The following is a 17,605-nucleotide window of genomic DNA, read 5'->3' as shown; positions in this document are numbered from 1 at the left end:
ATGGAGCACGTATCAGGAGTCGGAATGATTAATGTGGATATCCTTTATACAGGAATTGAGAGAATTCCCAATGAAGGGGAAGAAATATATTCCAAGGAATTTGATATTCAATTAGGTGGGGGGATTCCGGCAACGATGATTAACCTGGCACGCCTTGGAGTTCCTACTGAGCTATGTACCTTCTTAGGAGATGATATGTTTTCCAATTATGCAAAAACTCAGTTAGAACGCTATCATACATCGTATCATAATATTTACAATGGAAGCGGTATGCCCGTGGCCATAACTTCTATAATCACAACACAAAGGGATCGTACCTTTATCTCTTATCGCAATCACTTTACACTTTATGAAGAAGATCAGGATAAAATATACGATAAACTAAAAGGTGCAAAAATAGCTGATATGCAACTGGGGTATTTAGAAGTTTATAAGCGGTTAAAAGAGGATGGTACCATACTGGTTTTTGATGTGGGCTGGGAAGACGGAATGTCTTTAGAAAAATATTCGGAGTATCTTAAGCTTGCAGATTATTTTACGCCAAATCAAAAAGAAGCATTAGAGATTACGAAAACAAATAATTTGCAGGATGCCGCGGAGAAACTGAAAGAATATTTTGATCAGGTTATTATTAAACTTGACAAGAACGGCTGTATGCTGGTAGAAGGTGATACCACACATATCATTCCGCCCTTAGAGAATATTAAAGCGGTAGATGCTACAGGAGCAGGAGATGCATTTTTAAGCGGTTTTATTTATGGTTTATATCATAACTATGACGTGAAAGATGCCATACTGTTTGGTAACATAACCGGCGGATTATGTGTAGAAGGGATTGGCTGTTTAACACGTTACGTAAATGAGAAGGAATTATTAGAGATAGCAGAAAAACATCGTAATAAAATCAGGTGAAATAAAATACCTCCAAACTGATAATGCATCTTACATCAGTTTGGAGGTTTACTGTAAGTTATTTCACAGTGTCCATTCCTTCTTTTATCATTTTTTTAATACTCTGATTATGGGCTCTGCGTATTCTCTTTAGACTGTATAAAGTTTCGGGATCATGATCTATCACATTCACCCCAAATTTACAAGTCAGGGTCGCCTTAAAACCTAGTTTTTTAACGATGGTTTCTATTTCATCGTTATATTTTCCATATGGATAGGTAAAGGTATTTGGACTATTCCCCGTCGCAGACAAAATTTCTTCCTGCAGTTTATTTAAATCATTCGTGAAAAGTTCTTCAAATTGTTCCAATGGTTCATCAGACATTTTGCAGCATCCATAGCGTCCATTAGAAATTTTATGTAAATTATAGGAATGGCTTTGTATTTCAACCAGTCCGGATTGCTGCATTTCTTTTACTTCATCCCATGTTACGTGAGAATAATTAATATTTTCATCGCAAACTTTCGAAAAGTCATCCACGCTTTTACCAATTACAGATAAAACGATTTTCATATTATACTCTTTCACTAGAGGATAAACATTTAAATAGGTACTTAGATACCCGTCATCAAAAGAAAGTACGACAGGATTCTGGGGTAATTCCTTTTTATCATTAACATAATCGATTAATTGTGTCATTGTTATAGTATTGTAATTATTTTCTTTTAAATACTTTAGATCACTTTCAAATTCTTTGGGACTAATGACATCATTGCCAAAACCACTATTTTTTACTTGATGATACATGATAATCGGAACTAAAATCCCATCAACCGGTTCTGTAGAAGAGACCACATGGATTTTATATATACTTTTGATGATAGAAACAGATAATAGGCAGTAAGTGATGATCAATATCATATTCTTTAGAATACTTTTATATTTTTTTATTCGGTCCATAATTATGCCCTTATATTTTGTTATAACAAATATATGCCGAAACTATGAATTAATTCATATTTTAGAGGATCCTTTTCCGAACCCTCTTAATGTATCCGCTTAATATATCTTATGCCCACCTTCCAAGGCTTCATCCAGCTGTTTATCAGTACATCTTCTTGCCGCCTCCACATCACGCTCTTTGATGCATTTATACAGACAAAGTGTGCTGTCGTATAGTGCCTCCTTCCCATAGCGAAGACAAAAACGCTTCCAAAGCTGTGTTACAACAGGTTTAAAAGATATGTAAATTAAAGGGATAATACTGTTTCCACTGATAACCGATAGTTTGTGATGAAAAGAAAAAGTGGCTGAAATCGTATCTTCAATGGATTTTGCATTTGCAACTTCCTCTAATAATCCTTCCAATCCAAGAATATCCTCATTCGATGAATTCTTTATAATCGAATCCGTTGCCAGATGTTCCAGCGCCCGGCGTACTTCAAGGATTGAGTAAATATCTGCCTGACCAAGTGTATCTCCGTGATATTCCATAATTGCATTTAGGGTATTGATATTTCCGTACTTGCCGTATTCTGCTACAAATACCCCCTGCCTTGGATGCACCTCTAAAAAACCCTGTTTTTCAAGTTCTGCAAATCCGCTGTTAACCACTGCACGGCTCACCTGCATCTGTTTCGCAATCTCCCTTTCCGGAGGTAATTTGCTTCCAACCGGAATATGCCCTGATAAAATCATGTCACGAATCTGACAAATAAACATTTCTTTTAAGCTCAAAGCGCTAAGTTTCTGAAATTCCATCGTCTCTCCCCCTTGATCTGGCTCTGGTCATACCAGAAATCAATACTATTTTATCATACATTCTTACTAAAACTCAACAAATAAATAAGTAATAATGACAATAATTTTTTGCAATATTGCTAATTTCTATGGAATATTTTATAATAATATTGTTAAAAAATAAACTAATCACTTCAACTGGCTGAACCAGAGAAAATGCCAAAAGGTGGTATTTAAGACAACAAGTGGAATAAAGAAGGATGGAAAGAAAGGAGCGCGACACATGGAAGATTTTAAAGTTCTTGAGATAAAAACAAGTGTCTTTGCTGACAACAACATACAAGCTGAAAAGCTTCGTGAAGAATTAAAGGAGAAGAAGGTCTTTCTTCTTAATCTAATGTCCAGTCCCGGTGCCGGTAAGACCACGACTCTGACCCGGACGATCAATGTGCTGAAAAACGACATTCATATTGGTGTTATGGAAGCAGATATTGATTCTGACGTGGATGCCCGTACCATACAGCAAACTGGTGTAAAGGCCATCCAGCTGCATACCGGTGGTATGTGCCATTTGGATGCGGAAATGACCCGCCAGGGATTGGAGGGTCTTAATACAGACGGTCTTGACCTTGTAATATTAGAAAATGTGGGCAACCTGGTCTGTCCTGCAGAATTTGACACCGGCGCAGTAAAAAATGCGATGATCCTTTCCGTACCGGAAGGAGATGACAAACCTCTTAAGTACCCGCTGATGTTCTCTATTTGCGATGTGATACTGATCAATAAGATGGATGTAATGCCTTATTTTAATTTTGATATGGAAAAATGCAAAGCGAATATCAGACTTCGTAATCCCAACGCGATTATCATTCCAATCAGTGCCCTAAAAGATGAGGGGATAAAGGAATGGACCGACTGGTTAAGCAATGCAGTAAAATCCTGGTGTGAATAACAAACGTATCACTATCATAAAAAGTATCCATAAACTTCAAATGCGTAAAACAAGAGAGGGAAGGAAATTATGAGTGAATTAAGACCTAAAATTGTAAAACTGGCAAAAATGGTAGGCGGCATCGCCGGAGCTATGAACAAAATCGATGAAAATTCTCCCGAATACTATGCTCTAAACTGTGTTGTAACAGATGATATGGCTGATATTGCGATGATTATCGGGCTGCGTAAACCCCGTACCTTCGAGTATATCGCTAAGCGCTCTGGAAAGAGTGAAAAAGAGACGAAGACCCTCTTAGAGCAGCTGGCCTACACAGGTGTCGCCAAAGTGTGGAAGGATAAGGAGGATCATAAAGAGCGGTTTTTTGTGAATATATTTGCCCCAGGTATGTTAGAAATGATGGTAAATAACCGGGAACAGCTTAACGAACATCCGGAAATCGGGAAGGCCTTTGAAGAATATACCAGACTGCGTCTTGCGCCTATGGCAGCAAAATTTCCTCAAGGCATGGCAATGATGCGTGTCATTCCGGTAGAAGAGGCCATCAAGGATATTCCCGGTACACAACCCTGGGAACGTCTTTCCTATTACCTGGATAAATATGATACGTTCACGGTATCTGACTGCTCCTGCCGCCAGTCACGCCGAGTTTTGGATGAGGGCTGCGGTCATCTGGAAAAAGATATCTGTATTCAGATGGGGGAAGGTGCTGAATATTATATAAAAACAGGCAGGGGCCGCCAGATTACACGGGAAGAAGCAAAGGAAATTCTTAAATTTGCAGAGAATAACGGCCTGATGCATGAAATGCCCCATACCGACGGTCTTGGTGAATCGGCGGCAATCTGTAACTGCTGTGGCTGCTCCTGTTTCTCATTGCGTCTTGCAACACTTTTTAACACTCCAGATTCCATACGTTCCAACTTCACTGCAAAGGTATCAAAGGAGAACTGTGTAGCCTGCGGACAGTGTGTGGAAAACTGTCCTGTTAATGCATTAAAGCTTGGCCAAAAGCTCTGTTCCAAAACACCTGTTACCATAAAAGCAGAACCTACCGCACGTGATCATATCTGGAAAGAAAGCAACTGGAATGTGGATTACCGTGAGAACCGTAAAGATGTTACGGAAGAAGGTACATCTCCTTGTAAAACTGCCTGTCCTGCGCATATCTCCGTACAAGGTTACATAAAGCTTGCTGCTTCCGGCCGCTACCATGAAGCATTGGAGCTGATAAAAAAAGAAAATCCTTTCCCTGCTGTCTGCGGACGTATCTGTCCACATGGCTGTGAAAGCGAATGCACCCGCGGTGATATTGATGAACCGGTTTCCATCGATGAAATCAAAAAATTTATTGCAGACAAAGAGCTGGATGGCTCGATCCGTTATATCCCGCCTATGCGTTATCACCTTGGAAATAAAATCGCGGTAGTCGGCTCCGGTCCTTCCGGTCTTTCCTGTGCATATTACCTGGCAATTGATGGTTATCAGGTAACGGTATTTGAAAAGGAAGAAAAACTTGGTGGTATGCTTACCCTTGGTATTCCATCCTTCCGCCTGGAAAAGGAGGTTCTCAATGCTGAAATAGATGTTCTGCGTGAGATGGGCGTTACCTTTAAAACCGGAATTGAAGTCGGAAAAGATGTGACTCTTAATGAACTTCGCAAAGAAGGTTATGAAGCATTTTATCTGGCAATCGGCGCACAAGGTGGCAGAAGCCTTGGTATTGAAGGGGAAGAAGCTGAGGGTGTTATCTCCGGCGTTGAGTTCCTTCGTAATGTAAACCTTGGAAGAAAGGCAGAGCTCTCCGGTAATGTAGTTGTAATCGGCGGCGGAAATGTAGCAATTGACGTAGCCCGTACAGGGGTAAGACAGGGGGCTGATGCTGTTGATCTTTACTGTCTGGAAAGTCCCAGTGAAATGCCGGCACTACCAGATGAGATCGCAGAGGCAGAGGAAGATAAAGTATCCTTTCATAATGGCTGGGGCCCTAAGCGCATCCTGACAGAAGACGGAAAGGTGACCGGTGTGGAATTTAAGCGCTGCATCCGTGTATTCGATGCAGACCAGCGTTTCGCTCCAACGTACGATGAAACTGATACCATCATCGTTGAAGCTGATACTGTGCTGCTTTCCATTGGCCAGTCCATCGAGTGGGGCGGACTTCTCTCAGAAAGTAAAGTTGAGCTTGGACGCGGTGGTACTGCCAAAGCTGATAGTTTGACCTTACAGACTTCGGAACCGGACGTTTTTGTGGGCGGTGACTGTTTTACCGGACCCCAATTTGCGATCCATGCCATTGCAGCCGGAAAAGAAGGTGCAATCTCGATTCATCGTTATGTACAGCCGGGACAGTCGCTTGTATTTGGCCGTGACCGCCGGGAATACCATGCTTTTGATAAGAATAACGTTGCTGTCGGCGTACTGGATTTTGATACGACTCCCCGCCAGAGACCAGGCCATTCACCTGAGAAAAAGGGCAGCTTTTATGATGAACGTATGACCTTCACCGAGGAACAGTTAAAGAAAGAGACGGAACGCTGCCTTGGATGCGGGGCGGTAGAGATCGACAGTTATATGTGTATTGGCTGTGGAATGTGTACGACCAAATGTAAATTTGATGCAATTCATCTGGAGCGCACCTATAACACGGTTCCCAATACCTATGAAAAACTTCCTGTAAAGATTGCTGCCAACGCAATTGTACGTACCGGAAAGATTGCTGCAACCGCCCTCAAAGAAAGCGTTGTAAGAAGCTGACGAGATAGGAGAGGTAACAATGCATGAGCTTGGTGTATTGAACTCTATGGTCCACACCATAGAGCGTATCGTAAAGGAGCAGAACCTATCTGAGGTTCATAAGCTTGTCATCGAAGTTGGCGAGCTTTCCGGTATCGTGCCAAGATACTTAGAGCAAAGCTGGCCCGCCGCCTCCTATAAGACTTTTATGGAAAAAACAGAGCTGGAGCTTATCGTCATTCCCGGTATTGTGAAATGCAAAGGCTGTGGCAGGGTATTTAATGCCGTGTACAGTGATTTAAATTGCCCTGACTGCGGCAGTCATGATATGGAAATCCTGGAGGGCGATGACATGATCATTAAGGAAATCGTGTGCAAGTAAGCGTGTTAAACAAGGAGGAATGAGTATGTTTGTGTTTTCAGAAAGTGTTCCTGCAATATTGGTGTTACTGGTATGGCTTGGTGTGTTTTTATCGTTGTTTGCCGCAAATGAATTGAGCCGCCGTTTTAAATGGGTGGGGTTTGCCTGTTTTGTTGTCCTTCCGGTTATTTTAACAGTCTTATGGTTGACGACGTTAAAGGATACTTCTTATATGGACTGGTTTCATCTGGCAAAGGTTTATTCTTCTACGGCGGGCTGTATTGGTTTTTGGTGTATCCGCCATATCAAGAAGCTACAGCATAATAAAATTGCGTTGTGTTTCCCGCCTTTGATTCTGGCTGTCAATATCCTGGAAGCCTGTTTCCGGGATTTTGAAGTAAGCCAGTATGTGACACCGGTTATGGAGTATATGAACAATCAGGTTCAGTACTATATCGGCGGCCCATGGAATGTCATGAATGGAATTGCAGGTCTTTTAAATATTGTAACCATTACAGGCTGGTTTGGCATCTGTATTCGAAAGAAGACCAGTAAGGATAAAAGCCAGGATATGCTTTGGCCTGATATGATGTGGTTCTGGATTATTGCTTATGATTTGTGGAATTTTGCTTATACCTATAACTGCCTTCCCACTCACGCATGGTATTGTGGATTAGCACTTTTACTGGCCCCTACAATCTGTGCATTTACAATTGGTAAGGGGGCATGGCTGCAGCATCGTGCCCAGACTCTGGCTCTGTGGTGCATGTTTGCCCAGACATTTCCGGCATTTCAGGATGCCAGCCGTTTTCTGGTGCACTCCAGATCCAGTAAGGCAATTGCAGAAGCAGCAATACGGGAAGGAATGCTTTCTCCTGACGGGTACACGGTATTGACCGGAATAGGAATCCAACCGGTGGCAGGTGTATCACCGGATACTACGTTTTTATTTGTCATGAGTTTGCTTGCTCTTCTTGCAAATATCGGAGTATTTGTCTATATGATTCACAGAATGCATAAGACAAACAGAAATCCATATACCGGAGAATTATATTCGGATCATAAAAAGTATCAGGAAATTAAGGCTTTGGCAGAGTGATGTAAAATTAGATATGCTCCCTTCTGGGTTGACAAGTGAAATAAAAAAGCTTGTCACTTAGGAAGGAGCATACTTTTATTCCGGCAGACAATTACACTCATTAAGGAAGTTGCTTTTACATATTATAAGATAATTAATATGTTACTATGTTATTGAAAGGAGAGTCTTATGCCTTATAATTATAATAATTTAAGGGGTGCACTCGAAACGGATGAAAGATATGATTTAACAGCACAGCAGCCACTTACTTTCGTGCTTGTTCATGGCTCTTGGGCTGATGCTCAATTCTGGGATAGGGTAGCGGCAGTGCTTTGCAGTCAGGGGCATATCGTATATACGCCGGAATACGCAGGCCACGGCAAGGATTCGGATAAAGAGGTTACACATGCGATGATAACAAAGTCAGTCGTTGATTTTATAACAAAACGGAACCTACGTGACTTCATTCTCGTTGGGCACAGCTTCGGAGGAAGTGTCATCCAAAAGGTTGCAGAACAGGTGCCAGACCGCATTAAGCGGCTTGTATTCTGGGATGCGTTCGTATTGAACGATGGAGAGTCGGTTGCCGATGAGATGCCGCCCCAAACGCGACAGGGATTCGAGCAACTCCGGGCTGAATCGAAGGATGATACGATTATGCTGCCATTTCCCATATTTCGGGATTTGTTTGTCAATACGGCAACCTTAGAAGAAGCCATATGGCTGTATGCCCGCGTCATTCCGGAACCGGCCCAACCGCTTTTTGAGAAGCTGGACCTTAAAACATTCTTTGGGCTGCCTATATCCAAAAGCTATGTGTACTTTTTCCAAGACAATGCATTACCCCAAGGAGAGGGCTACGGCTGGAATCCGCACATGTCGATACGACTTGGACAGTTCCGCCTTATTGTCGGCGACGGGGACCACTTTACGGATACTCTCACAAGGCCGGACATGGTTGCGTGGAAGCTTTATGAGGCGGGACGGGACTGACAATAGAGTAAGCAATTAATGAATCAAATGGAAGAGAGGAAGCAGAAATATGAAAAAACTTAAAATAACACTTGCCTGCGCCGGCGGTATGTCAAGCAGTATGTTGTGTAAGAAAATTATCACAGAGTCAGAAAAGAAAGGCTATGCAGGTACAGAATGCGAAGCCTATTCAGTTCATAGTTTGCAGTCGGCAGCTCCGGGCAGTGATGTGATTTTGCTCGGACCCCAGGTAGGATATATGAAGGATTCAATCGTAAAAAAATACCCGGATATTCCGGTTGAGGTTATGAATATGAAAGACTATGGGATGATGAAAGGTGAAAAAATATTTAATGATATGGCGGAAAAGTACGGTTGGTAAATAAGGATATAAAATGATTAAAAATCATTGACTTGTTGGATGATTGTGCTATAATCTAATTGTTAAACAATTAAATCATTAGACTTATGAGCTTTAATAGTACATAGAATTCTGGAGGTCATATGAAGAAAGAAATAAAAATACTGGCACCCTGTGGAATCCTAGGTTACGGATATCCCAAGTCCTCTTTTTTAAAAGGAATGTCTTATAAACCGGATGCGATTGTTGTTGATGCGGGAAGTACCGATGCAGGACCGCATAAATTAGGTGCCGGAGTGGCAATTGTAAGTGAAAAAGCCTGTAAAAAAGACTTGGAAATCATGATCACGGAGGGGGCAAAAGCCGGGATCCCGGTAATCATCGGGTCAGCCGGAGGAAGCGGGGGAAGGGTTCATGTTGAATGGACCTGGAATATTATAAAAGAAATTCTTAAGGAACAAGCATTGCAATCACAAAAAGTAGCAATCATATGGGCGGATATTCCTAAGGAAGTGGTAAAAGAAAAATTACATAATGGCAAAGTTCAGCCGTTGGGGCTTTCTGTAAAAGAATTGACGGAAGAACGGCTTAAATTAACCAATGGTATTGTGGCTCAGATGGGGCATGAGCCGATTGTAAATGCATTGGAATCGGGAGCTGATATCATAATCTGCGGAAGGGCTTATGACCCATCTCCCTTTGCGGCGGTAGCCGTGTATCACGGATTACCGTTAAGCTATGGATACCATGCCGGTAAGATTCTTGAGTGTGCAGCCCTTTGTGCCGTACCTGGAACTACAAAAGATTGCATGCTTGGAACCATAACTGAGGAAGGATTCATGATTACACCATTATCTGATGAAAGAATCTGCACTCCTCTTTCTGTGGCAGCACATACATTTTATGAAAAAGATCATCCATATATCCTCCATGGTCCGGGAATAACTTTAAATTTAAAAGATTGTGAATTTAAACAAGTTGATGAAAGGAGTGTATTTGTAACCGGAAGCAGGATTGAAGAATCAAGTCCTTACTGTATTAAATTAGAGGGAGCCATGAAGGTTGCCTACAGAACCTTTGTGGTAGCTGGTGTAAGAGATTCTCTTATGATATCACAGTTAGAGGAAATAGAAAGACTTGCAGAAGAACAGGTCAGAACGTATTATTCAGATATACCGGAGGAAGATTATACGATTCACTTTATTAATTATGGAATGAATGGGGTAATGGGAGAGTTAGAACCGTCTAAAGAATTACCCCATGAAGTCGGAATTGTGTTTGAGGTAATTGCAAAGTCTCAGGAACTTGCTGATTCAGTATGCGGTTCACTCCGATCCAGTTTACTTCATTATGGTTATATCGGAAGAAAGTCAACGGCCGGAAATCTGGCTTTCCCTTTCGCCCCAAGTGATATTTCATTTGGTGCTGTATATGAATTCTCCGTTTACCACTTAATGGAAGTGGAAGATAGCTGCCAGATGTTTCCTATTGAATATCCGGATATGTAATGGAAAGGAGGAGATAAAAATGGCGGAATGCAGGTTATATGATTGTGCGAAAGTAATACGTTCAAAAAACAGCGGACCTTTTGAGATTACTCTGGACGTACTTTTTGATGATCCGGTGATATATCAAAAAATAAAAGACAGTAATATGATTAATAAAATTACGATTTGTAATCTATACCGTTTGACTGAGGATAAGATTACACAAATAGTTTTTTATGACAAGGCGTTGGGGTTTAAAATTACATTTGCGAGAAAAATATCTTCAGGTACTTGTTACGATACCGATGTTTATGGGGCACAACAACATGCACCTTTAAGTGAATTAATAGTTACTATTTAGAAAGGGAGTGTCGGGTGATGGCAAAACGAAAAGCCGGGGGGGCACAATCAAAGTTAAAGCGCATCTGGCGGGACAGGGTTTTATATCTTACCTTACTGCCCACATTACTATATTTCTTTGTATTCCATGTGATTCCGATCATTGGTATGAAATTGGCCTTTTATGATTACCGGATCAAGGGTGACAATGTATTTGTAGGATTTACATATTTTATAAAGTTATTTTCGACTCCGGTATTTTTACAGATATTAGAAAACACTTTGATTATCAGTGCGATGAAGATATTCCTGTTTTTTCCGATGCCTATCATTTTTGCAATTATGCTAAATGAATTCAAGGCTGGTCCTTTTCGAAAGAGTGTGCAGGTAATTTCTTATCTGCCGCATTTCCTATCCTGGGTTGTAATTGCGGGAATATGGTTTGAATTTTTATCTCCTTCTACCGGAATTTTAAACAGCGTCTTGTCCAATCTTGGTTTTGGAAAAGTAAATTTGTTAACAAGTAAAGGATCGATCAGATGGGTTCTGCTGGCATCAGAATCCTGGAGATCCATTGGGTGGGATTCTATTGTATATCTAACGGCAATCATGGGGATTGACCCAACTCTATATGAAGCAGCAAAAATAGATGGGGCTAACCGTTTTCAGATTGTTGGAAATATCGTTTTGCCGGCTTTGGCTGTAACAATGGTTACCGTTTTAATTCTGAATATCGGCTTCTTTATGAATGCAGGTCTGGATCAGGTGCTGAACTTTACCAATGCTGCGGTTAATTCTAAGATTGATATCATAGACACCTATGTTTATCGGATCGGCCTGCAAAATTCCCAGTATTCTTTAGCAACAGCAGCGAATTTATTTAAAGGTGTAATCGGTACACTCTTAATTGTTTCTACCCATCTGTTTTCTAAAAAGCTGACTGGTAAGGGTGCATGGTAGGAGGAAAAGTATGAAAAGAAGAAAGAAAATATCAATTGGCAAACTTCTATGCGGCTTTATTATGATGCTTTTAGCTTTATGTATGTTAGTTCCATTATTGAATATCCTGGCAAGATCTCTTTCACAACCGGATTTAGTTCATGGCCTGAAAGGATATGATATACTGCCCAAAGGATTTTCCACGGTTAATTATCAGGTTATTTTAGGACAGCCTATTGTAATCAGGAGTATCCTGAACTCTTTATTTATTACAGTTGCCGGTGTGTTTTTAAATATTATATTGACCGCCAGTGCGGCTTATGTTTTAACAAGGCCGGGACTGGTTGGTAAAAAAGTCTTTATGTATTTCTTTATTATAATGATGATATTTGAGCCGGGTATTGTGCAGGAATATTTTTTGATGAAAAACATTCATTTATTGGATAATTTGTTTTCCATGGTCATTTATAGAAGTGTAAATGTCTATTACTTAATCATATTAATGAGATTTATGGAAGAAGTTCCGGCTTCCATTCAGGAAGCTGCAAGAATTGATGGAGCCGGGCATTTTGATGTCTTATTTAAGATCATGATTCCTTTAAGCAGAATCCCTTTAATTACGGTAGGAATGTTTTATGCGGTGTTCCGCTGGAATGAATTTTTTAAATCCAGTATCTTTTTAACCAGCAAAAATCACACTGTTTTACAGGTGCTTTTAAGGCAGTTTGTTGTTAATTCCGATTCACAGGTAATTGTGGGTGCAGCCAATATTTTAGCGAATAATAATATTGCCCAACTGGATAACGGTTCTTTAAAAGCTGCTACCATTGTAGTGGCTGTTGTACCAATTTTATTATTATATCCTGTTATTCTAAAATACTATACCAATGGTGTTATGTCAGGAGGTGTGAAAGAATAGATAATTGTTTGCTTTGCGGGAAGGCATAGAAAAAATTATATTAATTAATGGAGGGTATGTAATGAAAAAAACTATTTCGTATTTATTAGTTATGGGAATGGCAGTACTGTCCCTGGCAGGCTGCGGTAAAAAGATTGATTCCGGTTCCACTGTACCGAGCACTCAGGATACCACGAATGATTCATCATCAGTAACAATTAAGGCAGTAATAAAGGATTTGTCAGCAGATGATGAAGTTTCCGTAAAATTTCTGGAGGCGGTAAGCAGCGGTGTATCAAAAGATCTTGGCAGGGAAGTACATATTGAACTGGCGCCGATCTCTGATGGAACTTATTCGGAAAGTATGAGTCTGTTGCTGCAAAGCGGTGAAATTCCTGATCTGATGTATTTCCAGGGCGGCGATTATCAATTTGCCATTACCCAAGGAATCCTGGAAGACTTGAACCCATATGTTAATAATTCAACGAATATTAAAGCATTAATGCAGCCATTTAACAATCAAAGATTAGCGAACTATCCCTATCTTCTATGGTTGTCACCGGATAGAATAAAAGTCCCTGTTGTGAGACAAGACTGGTTTGATGCAGCAAAATCAAGTAAGGCACTTTTAGATAATCCATCTGCAGAAAATTATAAAGCATTCTTTAAGGAGTTAAAAGAGAACAACAATTTAAAAGCTGCATTTACCGTCCCCGGAGATATATCTGAGTTGGATACTGTATTCAATGTGGCCTTTGGGGTCAAATCAACCTGGATAAAAGAAGGCGATAAGTATGTATATGCGAAAGTTTCAAATGCAGAAAAAGAAAAATTAGCATTTTATGCAGAGCTTTATAAAGAGGGCTTATTGGATAATGAATGGTTAACAAAAAAGTGGGATACAAAAGAAAGTGCTTTTTATAATGGAGAAGTTGGAGTTGTAAGCGGAACCCAAGGCAGTGTCATTAATATTTATAATAATAAGATGGTCACACAAAATGGTGAAAATGCAAAGTTAGTTATTCTTCCGCCGGCAAAAGGTGCAGCACAAGGATATACTCCCGGTGATGTCAGCAAGGAATCCCGCGGCTGGGCAATCAGCAAATATTCGGATCATAAGGATGTTGCGTTTGCAGTCTTAGAGTATATGGCCGGTAAGGAAGGTCAGCTTCTTGATAAACTGGGTTACGAAGGCGAAGAATACAAGATAGAGAACAATGAAATTGTATTAACTGATAAAATATCGGAATGGTGGCCTCGTTTCCATGAATCAATTGCAAATTTTGATGCGCCTATATCAAGTAAGACTCCGTATTTTAGCGAAGCAGCCCTTAAATCCTTAGAAATGGTCAACACCTATTCTTCTTTTGACAATGCATTTGTTATACCCGATGAATATGCAACAAACTGGGATGCAAGCCAGGCACTTTACATAGAATTTGCAGCCGATGTAATAAGCGGTAACCGTTCCATTGATGAATTCGATCAATTTGTAACAGATTGGAATGCATTAGGCGGAGCAGAAATTACAGAATACGCGAACACAATACTGAAATAGCCGGGGAAAGAAAGGAACGTATGATGGTAACAAGAGAATATCTGATTCAAAATAAAGAAATTGCGCTGGATAAAGCAATCGGTTCACTCTGTGGTTTGGCGATCGGTGACTCCTTTGGTGATGCTGCAAGAAGTCCGGAAAACCAAAGAGATTATGGAATCACTACGGATTTTAATAAAGGTTCTTCCTGGAGTACGGATGATACGGAATTTGCACTTTTGACGACTGAAACAATGATTAAAGCCGGTGGTGACTTTACTTCAGAAGATGTAGTTAATATGTGGCTAAAACATGTAGCAACAGAAGATGAACTGAAACGCGGCGGTGTCAGCGAGGTGGAAGCATGCAATAATCTGCGGAGAGGTATGCGTCCGCCGGAATCAGGAAGATTTAATGCTTATTATTTAAGCGATGGAGCAGCCATGAGAAGCGGTCCAATTGGGATTCTATGCGCTGGTGATCCCGAAAGAGCAGCCAGATTGGCAGAAATTGATGCCAGCATAAGCCATCATATGGATGGTGTCTGGGGAGCACAGGCCGTTGCCGTTGCAGTTTCCCTGGCAATGGTTGATGCTTCCATGGACGAAATATTAGATGCTGTTTTAAAAACAGCGCCGGAAGAGTCCTGGTTTAAGGAAACATTATTACGTGCCTTTCGGATCGTGGATGATGCAAAGGGTGATATTGCAGATGCCTGGATGCCATTGCATTATGAATTATTCTCCACACACCGTTCTACGGTGGCGGAGGCGTTGCCGGAAGTATTTGGATGCTTAAAATTAGAACATAGCAGTTTCAAATCAGGTTTGATTCTCGCAGGCAATTTCGGACGGGATGCAGATACCATTGGAGCGGTAGCAGGAGCAGTTCTTGGAGCAAAATACGGTGCAAAAGGAATACCGGAGAAGTGGCTGCAGAAAACCAGATATCCATCCGGAACCTGTTTAGGTTTCACAAAAGGAATTGATATCTTTGACCGGGCAGCAAAATTAGCAGCCTTAATTAAATAATATCGTATGACCTGTCTGTCTGATTGACAGACAGGTCATAGTTATCAAAGGAGAATGAGAATATGATACCTGATAAATATTTGGAAAAGGTATATTCCGGATTTTTGGGGATGAATATTGGTATTCGGTTAGGGGCGCCTGTAGAGCCAACGATATGGACGTATGAACGTATTTTAAACACATACGGTGAAATCACGGATTATGTAAAAGACTTTAAAAATTTTGCCGCAGATGATGATGTAAATGGGCCGGTCTATTTTCTTCGTGCTTTATACGATGATGCAAAAGACGGTAATTTAAAACCTCAGGATGTTGCCAGGGCATGGCTGAATTATGCCCGTGAGGGTGTGGGCATGTTCTGGTGGGGCGGCTATGGCATCAGTACGGAGCATACCGCTTATTTAAACTTAAAGCATGGGATTCCGGCTCCGCAGTCCGGGTCGATGAATCAAAATGGTCAAGTACTTGCAGAACAGATTGGAGGCCAGATATTTATTGATACCTGGGGACTGGTTAATCCGTGCCAGCCGGCCAAAGCAGCCGAATTCGGGAAGTGTGCCGCCAGTGTTTCCCATGACGGAGAAGGAATTTACGGTGCCCGTTTCTTCTGTGCATGCATTGCCCATGCTTTTCAATGCCAGGATATTCATGAAATTATTCAAGTAGGCCTATCTCAAATCCCTGATCATAGCTTATACGCAAAGGTTGTAAATGCAGTACTTGATTTTCATAAAGAAAATGATCATTGGCGTGACTGTTATGACATGCTGGTACGTGATTGGGGTTACGATAAATACGGCGGAGTCTGCCATATTATACCGAACGCAGGTGTATGTGCATTATCCATGGTATATGGGAATGGAGATTTTGCAAAGACCGTTGAAATTGCGACAATGTGCGGCTGGGATACAGACTGTAATGCAGGCAACGTAGGAACCGTGCTAGGGGTTATGCGTGGGATCGAAGGACTGCCGGAAAGGTATCGCAAGCCAATGAATGATGGTATTATTCTATCTGGTATTTCCGGTTATTTAAACAATCTGGATGTACCTACTTACGCGAAGGAGGTTGCTCTGCTGGGCTACAGACTGGCTGAGGAGGAAGCCCCGGCATCCCTTCTTGATAGTGTAAAAGATGGAGAAGTGCATTTTGATTTTGAACTGCCGGGATCCACTCATAATATGCGGATATCAGATTCATTTTACTGTACTGCAACCCATTCCACCGATGTAGCGTATAAAGGAAGCGGGTCTTTAAAGATATTAGTCGATCGGATGACACGCGGGAATCAATGTAAGCTGTATTATAAACCTTTTTACCGCCGGGATGAATTTTCTGATGAGCGTTATATGCCGGTATTTACACCTACGGTATACCCAGGGCAGATAGTATCCATGAAGCTTTATCTGGATCAATGGAACGGCTGGGAAACACTTGGGATAGCACCTTATGTTCGGTCTATGAGCGATAAGAAAGAACATTTACAGGGATATATTAAATTAGTGCAGGAAGAATGGATTGACGTAACCTTTGTGATACCGGAGGTAGACGGGGATTTAATTGATGAAGTAGGTATTGTAATCGAAGGTTATTCCATTGCAAAAGCCAAAACCCTGGGACTCTTATACTTAGATGAATTTTCTATTACAGGTAAAAGCAAGTATACGGTTAAAATCGCAAAGCAGCGAAAGGAATTTGGTACAATTACCCCATTTTCTGTTGATCATGGAGCCTGGGGGAAAGATGGAGATGCGCTGTCTCTCATGAGGTGTGAGCCAGCCTTTGCTTATGCCGGTAATTATTTTTCAAAAGATGTAAGGGTGACAGTGCCGGTTACTCCGATCAATGGGGAAAGCCACTTATTACAAATCCGTGCGCAAGGTGCAATGCGTGGATATATTGCCGGATTTTCTGAAGAGGGGAAAGCAGCAATTTATAAAAATGATTTTGGCTTTAAGAAACTGATAGAAACTGATTTTACCTGGAAACATGGTACTGCTTATAAACTTACTCTGGAAGCAGTTGGTGATTGGATTACCTTGTCCATAGATGATAAGAAGGTATTAGATATTAAAGATGACAGCTTCCGGTACGGTATGTTTGGCTGTGGTTCCATTGGCATGGGGAGAACATTATTCGGTGATTTTGAAATTATGGAGATTTAGTGGTCGGCGCAATTCGTTGACTTATCTATCAATTCAGGTATAATTAGTGTGTTAGACCTTTTTAATGTTAAGAAGAGATGAAGCGAGGTATCAATATGGGTTTTGCTCCAATTGAGA

Annotated in this window: 16 protein-coding genes; 14 read left to right on the top strand and 2 right to left on the bottom strand. The window is 41.0% G+C overall.

Going from position 1 to position 17,605, the window contains the following annotated elements; genetic code table 11:
• On the top strand, positions 1–912 hold the full coding sequence (locus ACHZES_RS06900) for a carbohydrate kinase family protein (protein ID WP_395548445.1): 912 nt from the start codon (positions 1–3) through the stop codon (positions 910–912).
• 58 nt (positions 913–970) lie between these two features.
• Here ACHZES_RS06900 and ACHZES_RS06895 read toward each other — a convergent pair whose 3' ends face one another.
• Complete coding sequence (locus tag ACHZES_RS06895; RefSeq protein WP_395548446.1) at positions 971–1,852, bottom strand: polysaccharide deacetylase family protein; 882 nt, start codon at positions 1,850–1,852, stop codon at positions 971–973.
• Between the two features lie 99 nt (positions 1,853–1,951).
• Complete coding sequence (locus tag ACHZES_RS06890) at positions 1,952–2,653, bottom strand: FadR/GntR family transcriptional regulator (protein WP_038277923.1); 702 nt, start codon at positions 2,651–2,653, stop codon at positions 1,952–1,954.
• Between the two features lie 262 nt (positions 2,654–2,915).
• Between ACHZES_RS06890 and hypB the strand changes: the two genes are divergently transcribed.
• The 13 genes from hypB to ACHZES_RS06825 all read left to right on the top strand — a co-directional run bounded on the left by hypB (position 2,916) and on the right by ACHZES_RS06825 (position 17,488).
• Positions 2,916–3,584 (top strand): hydrogenase nickel incorporation protein HypB, encoded by a 669-nt coding sequence (gene hypB, locus ACHZES_RS06885; RefSeq protein ID WP_038277925.1) that lies wholly within the window; start codon positions 2,916–2,918, stop codon positions 3,582–3,584.
• A gap of 69 nt (positions 3,585–3,653) precedes the next feature.
• Complete coding sequence (locus ACHZES_RS06880) at positions 3,654–6,341, top strand: FAD-dependent oxidoreductase (RefSeq protein WP_395548447.1); 2,688 nt, start codon at positions 3,654–3,656, stop codon at positions 6,339–6,341.
• A gap of 19 nt (positions 6,342–6,360) precedes the next feature.
• On the top strand, positions 6,361–6,702 hold the full coding sequence (locus ACHZES_RS06875) for a hydrogenase maturation nickel metallochaperone HypA (protein ID WP_154521425.1): 342 nt from the start codon (positions 6,361–6,363) through the stop codon (positions 6,700–6,702).
• A 25-nt stretch (positions 6,703–6,727) separates the two neighbouring features.
• Positions 6,728–7,780, top strand: coding sequence for a DUF5692 family protein (locus ACHZES_RS06870; RefSeq protein ID WP_154521422.1), 1,053 nt, complete (start codon positions 6,728–6,730; stop codon positions 7,778–7,780).
• A gap of 168 nt (positions 7,781–7,948) precedes the next feature.
• Positions 7,949–8,752, top strand: coding sequence for an alpha/beta fold hydrolase (locus ACHZES_RS06865; protein ID WP_154521419.1), 804 nt, complete (start codon positions 7,949–7,951; stop codon positions 8,750–8,752).
• Positions 8,753–8,801: 49 nt separating this feature from the next.
• Positions 8,802–9,113: a PTS sugar transporter subunit IIB gene (locus ACHZES_RS06860; protein ID WP_154521417.1), complete on the top strand. Its 312-nt coding sequence runs from the start codon at positions 8,802–8,804 to the stop codon at positions 9,111–9,113.
• A gap of 122 nt (positions 9,114–9,235) precedes the next feature.
• A complete protein-coding gene (locus ACHZES_RS06855) occupies positions 9,236–10,600 on the top strand; it encodes an acyclic terpene utilization AtuA family protein (protein WP_154521414.1) in 1,365 nt (454 codons plus the stop codon).
• Between the two features lie 19 nt (positions 10,601–10,619).
• Complete coding sequence (locus tag ACHZES_RS06850) at positions 10,620–10,940, top strand: DUF4387 domain-containing protein (RefSeq protein WP_154521411.1); 321 nt, start codon at positions 10,620–10,622, stop codon at positions 10,938–10,940.
• 17 nt (positions 10,941–10,957) lie between these two features.
• On the top strand, positions 10,958–11,878 hold the full coding sequence (locus ACHZES_RS06845; protein ID WP_154521408.1) for a sugar ABC transporter permease: 921 nt from the start codon (positions 10,958–10,960) through the stop codon (positions 11,876–11,878).
• Between the two features lie 10 nt (positions 11,879–11,888).
• A complete protein-coding gene (locus ACHZES_RS06840) occupies positions 11,889–12,776 on the top strand; it encodes a carbohydrate ABC transporter permease (RefSeq protein WP_038277974.1) in 888 nt (295 codons plus the stop codon).
• Between the two features lie 61 nt (positions 12,777–12,837).
• Positions 12,838–14,313: an extracellular solute-binding protein gene (locus ACHZES_RS06835; RefSeq protein WP_154521403.1), complete on the top strand. Its 1,476-nt coding sequence runs from the start codon at positions 12,838–12,840 to the stop codon at positions 14,311–14,313.
• Positions 14,314–14,333: 20 nt separating this feature from the next.
• Entirely contained in the window at positions 14,334–15,323 is a 990-nt protein-coding gene (locus ACHZES_RS06830; protein WP_242843042.1) for an ADP-ribosylglycohydrolase family protein, read from the top strand.
• A 62-nt stretch (positions 15,324–15,385) separates the two neighbouring features.
• Complete coding sequence (locus tag ACHZES_RS06825) at positions 15,386–17,488, top strand: ADP-ribosylglycohydrolase family protein (protein WP_154521400.1); 2,103 nt, start codon at positions 15,386–15,388, stop codon at positions 17,486–17,488.
• Positions 17,489–17,605: the final 117 nt, after the last annotated feature.

Source organism: Lacrimispora sanguinis, from assembly GCF_044987295.1.
Lineage (GTDB): Bacteria > Bacillota > Clostridia > Lachnospirales > Lachnospiraceae > Lacrimispora > Lacrimispora celerecrescens_B.
Note: the sequence above shows the minus strand (reverse complement) of the source record. Positions and strands in the feature narration are given on the sequence as shown.

What these genes read in the sequence shown, in the direction of transcription:
- ACHZES_RS06900 (WP_395548445.1), top strand. Translation starts at nt 1, where the DNA reads ATGGAGCACGTATCAGGAGTCGGAATGATTAATGTGGATATCCTTTAT.
- ACHZES_RS06895 (WP_395548446.1), bottom strand. Translation starts at nt 1,852, where the DNA reads ATGGACCGAATAAAAAAATATAAAAGTATTCTAAAGAATATGATATTG.
- ACHZES_RS06890 (WP_038277923.1), bottom strand. Translation starts at nt 2,653, where the DNA reads ATGGAATTTCAGAAACTTAGCGCTTTGAGCTTAAAAGAAATGTTTATT.
- hypB (WP_038277925.1), top strand. Translation starts at nt 2,916, where the DNA reads ATGGAAGATTTTAAAGTTCTTGAGATAAAAACAAGTGTCTTTGCTGAC.
- ACHZES_RS06880 (WP_395548447.1), top strand. Translation starts at nt 3,654, where the DNA reads ATGAGTGAATTAAGACCTAAAATTGTAAAACTGGCAAAAATGGTAGGC.
- ACHZES_RS06875 (WP_154521425.1), top strand. Translation starts at nt 6,361, where the DNA reads ATGCATGAGCTTGGTGTATTGAACTCTATGGTCCACACCATAGAGCGT.
- ACHZES_RS06870 (WP_154521422.1), top strand. Translation starts at nt 6,728, where the DNA reads ATGTTTGTGTTTTCAGAAAGTGTTCCTGCAATATTGGTGTTACTGGTA.
- ACHZES_RS06865 (WP_154521419.1), top strand. Translation starts at nt 7,949, where the DNA reads ATGCCTTATAATTATAATAATTTAAGGGGTGCACTCGAAACGGATGAA.
- ACHZES_RS06860 (WP_154521417.1), top strand. Translation starts at nt 8,802, where the DNA reads ATGAAAAAACTTAAAATAACACTTGCCTGCGCCGGCGGTATGTCAAGC.
- ACHZES_RS06855 (WP_154521414.1), top strand. Translation starts at nt 9,236, where the DNA reads ATGAAGAAAGAAATAAAAATACTGGCACCCTGTGGAATCCTAGGTTAC.
- ACHZES_RS06850 (WP_154521411.1), top strand. Translation starts at nt 10,620, where the DNA reads ATGGCGGAATGCAGGTTATATGATTGTGCGAAAGTAATACGTTCAAAA.
- ACHZES_RS06845 (WP_154521408.1), top strand. Translation starts at nt 10,958, where the DNA reads ATGGCAAAACGAAAAGCCGGGGGGGCACAATCAAAGTTAAAGCGCATC.
- ACHZES_RS06840 (WP_038277974.1), top strand. Translation starts at nt 11,889, where the DNA reads ATGAAAAGAAGAAAGAAAATATCAATTGGCAAACTTCTATGCGGCTTT.
- ACHZES_RS06835 (WP_154521403.1), top strand. Translation starts at nt 12,838, where the DNA reads ATGAAAAAAACTATTTCGTATTTATTAGTTATGGGAATGGCAGTACTG.
- ACHZES_RS06830 (WP_242843042.1), top strand. Translation starts at nt 14,334, where the DNA reads ATGATGGTAACAAGAGAATATCTGATTCAAAATAAAGAAATTGCGCTG.
- ACHZES_RS06825 (WP_154521400.1), top strand. Translation starts at nt 15,386, where the DNA reads ATGATACCTGATAAATATTTGGAAAAGGTATATTCCGGATTTTTGGGG.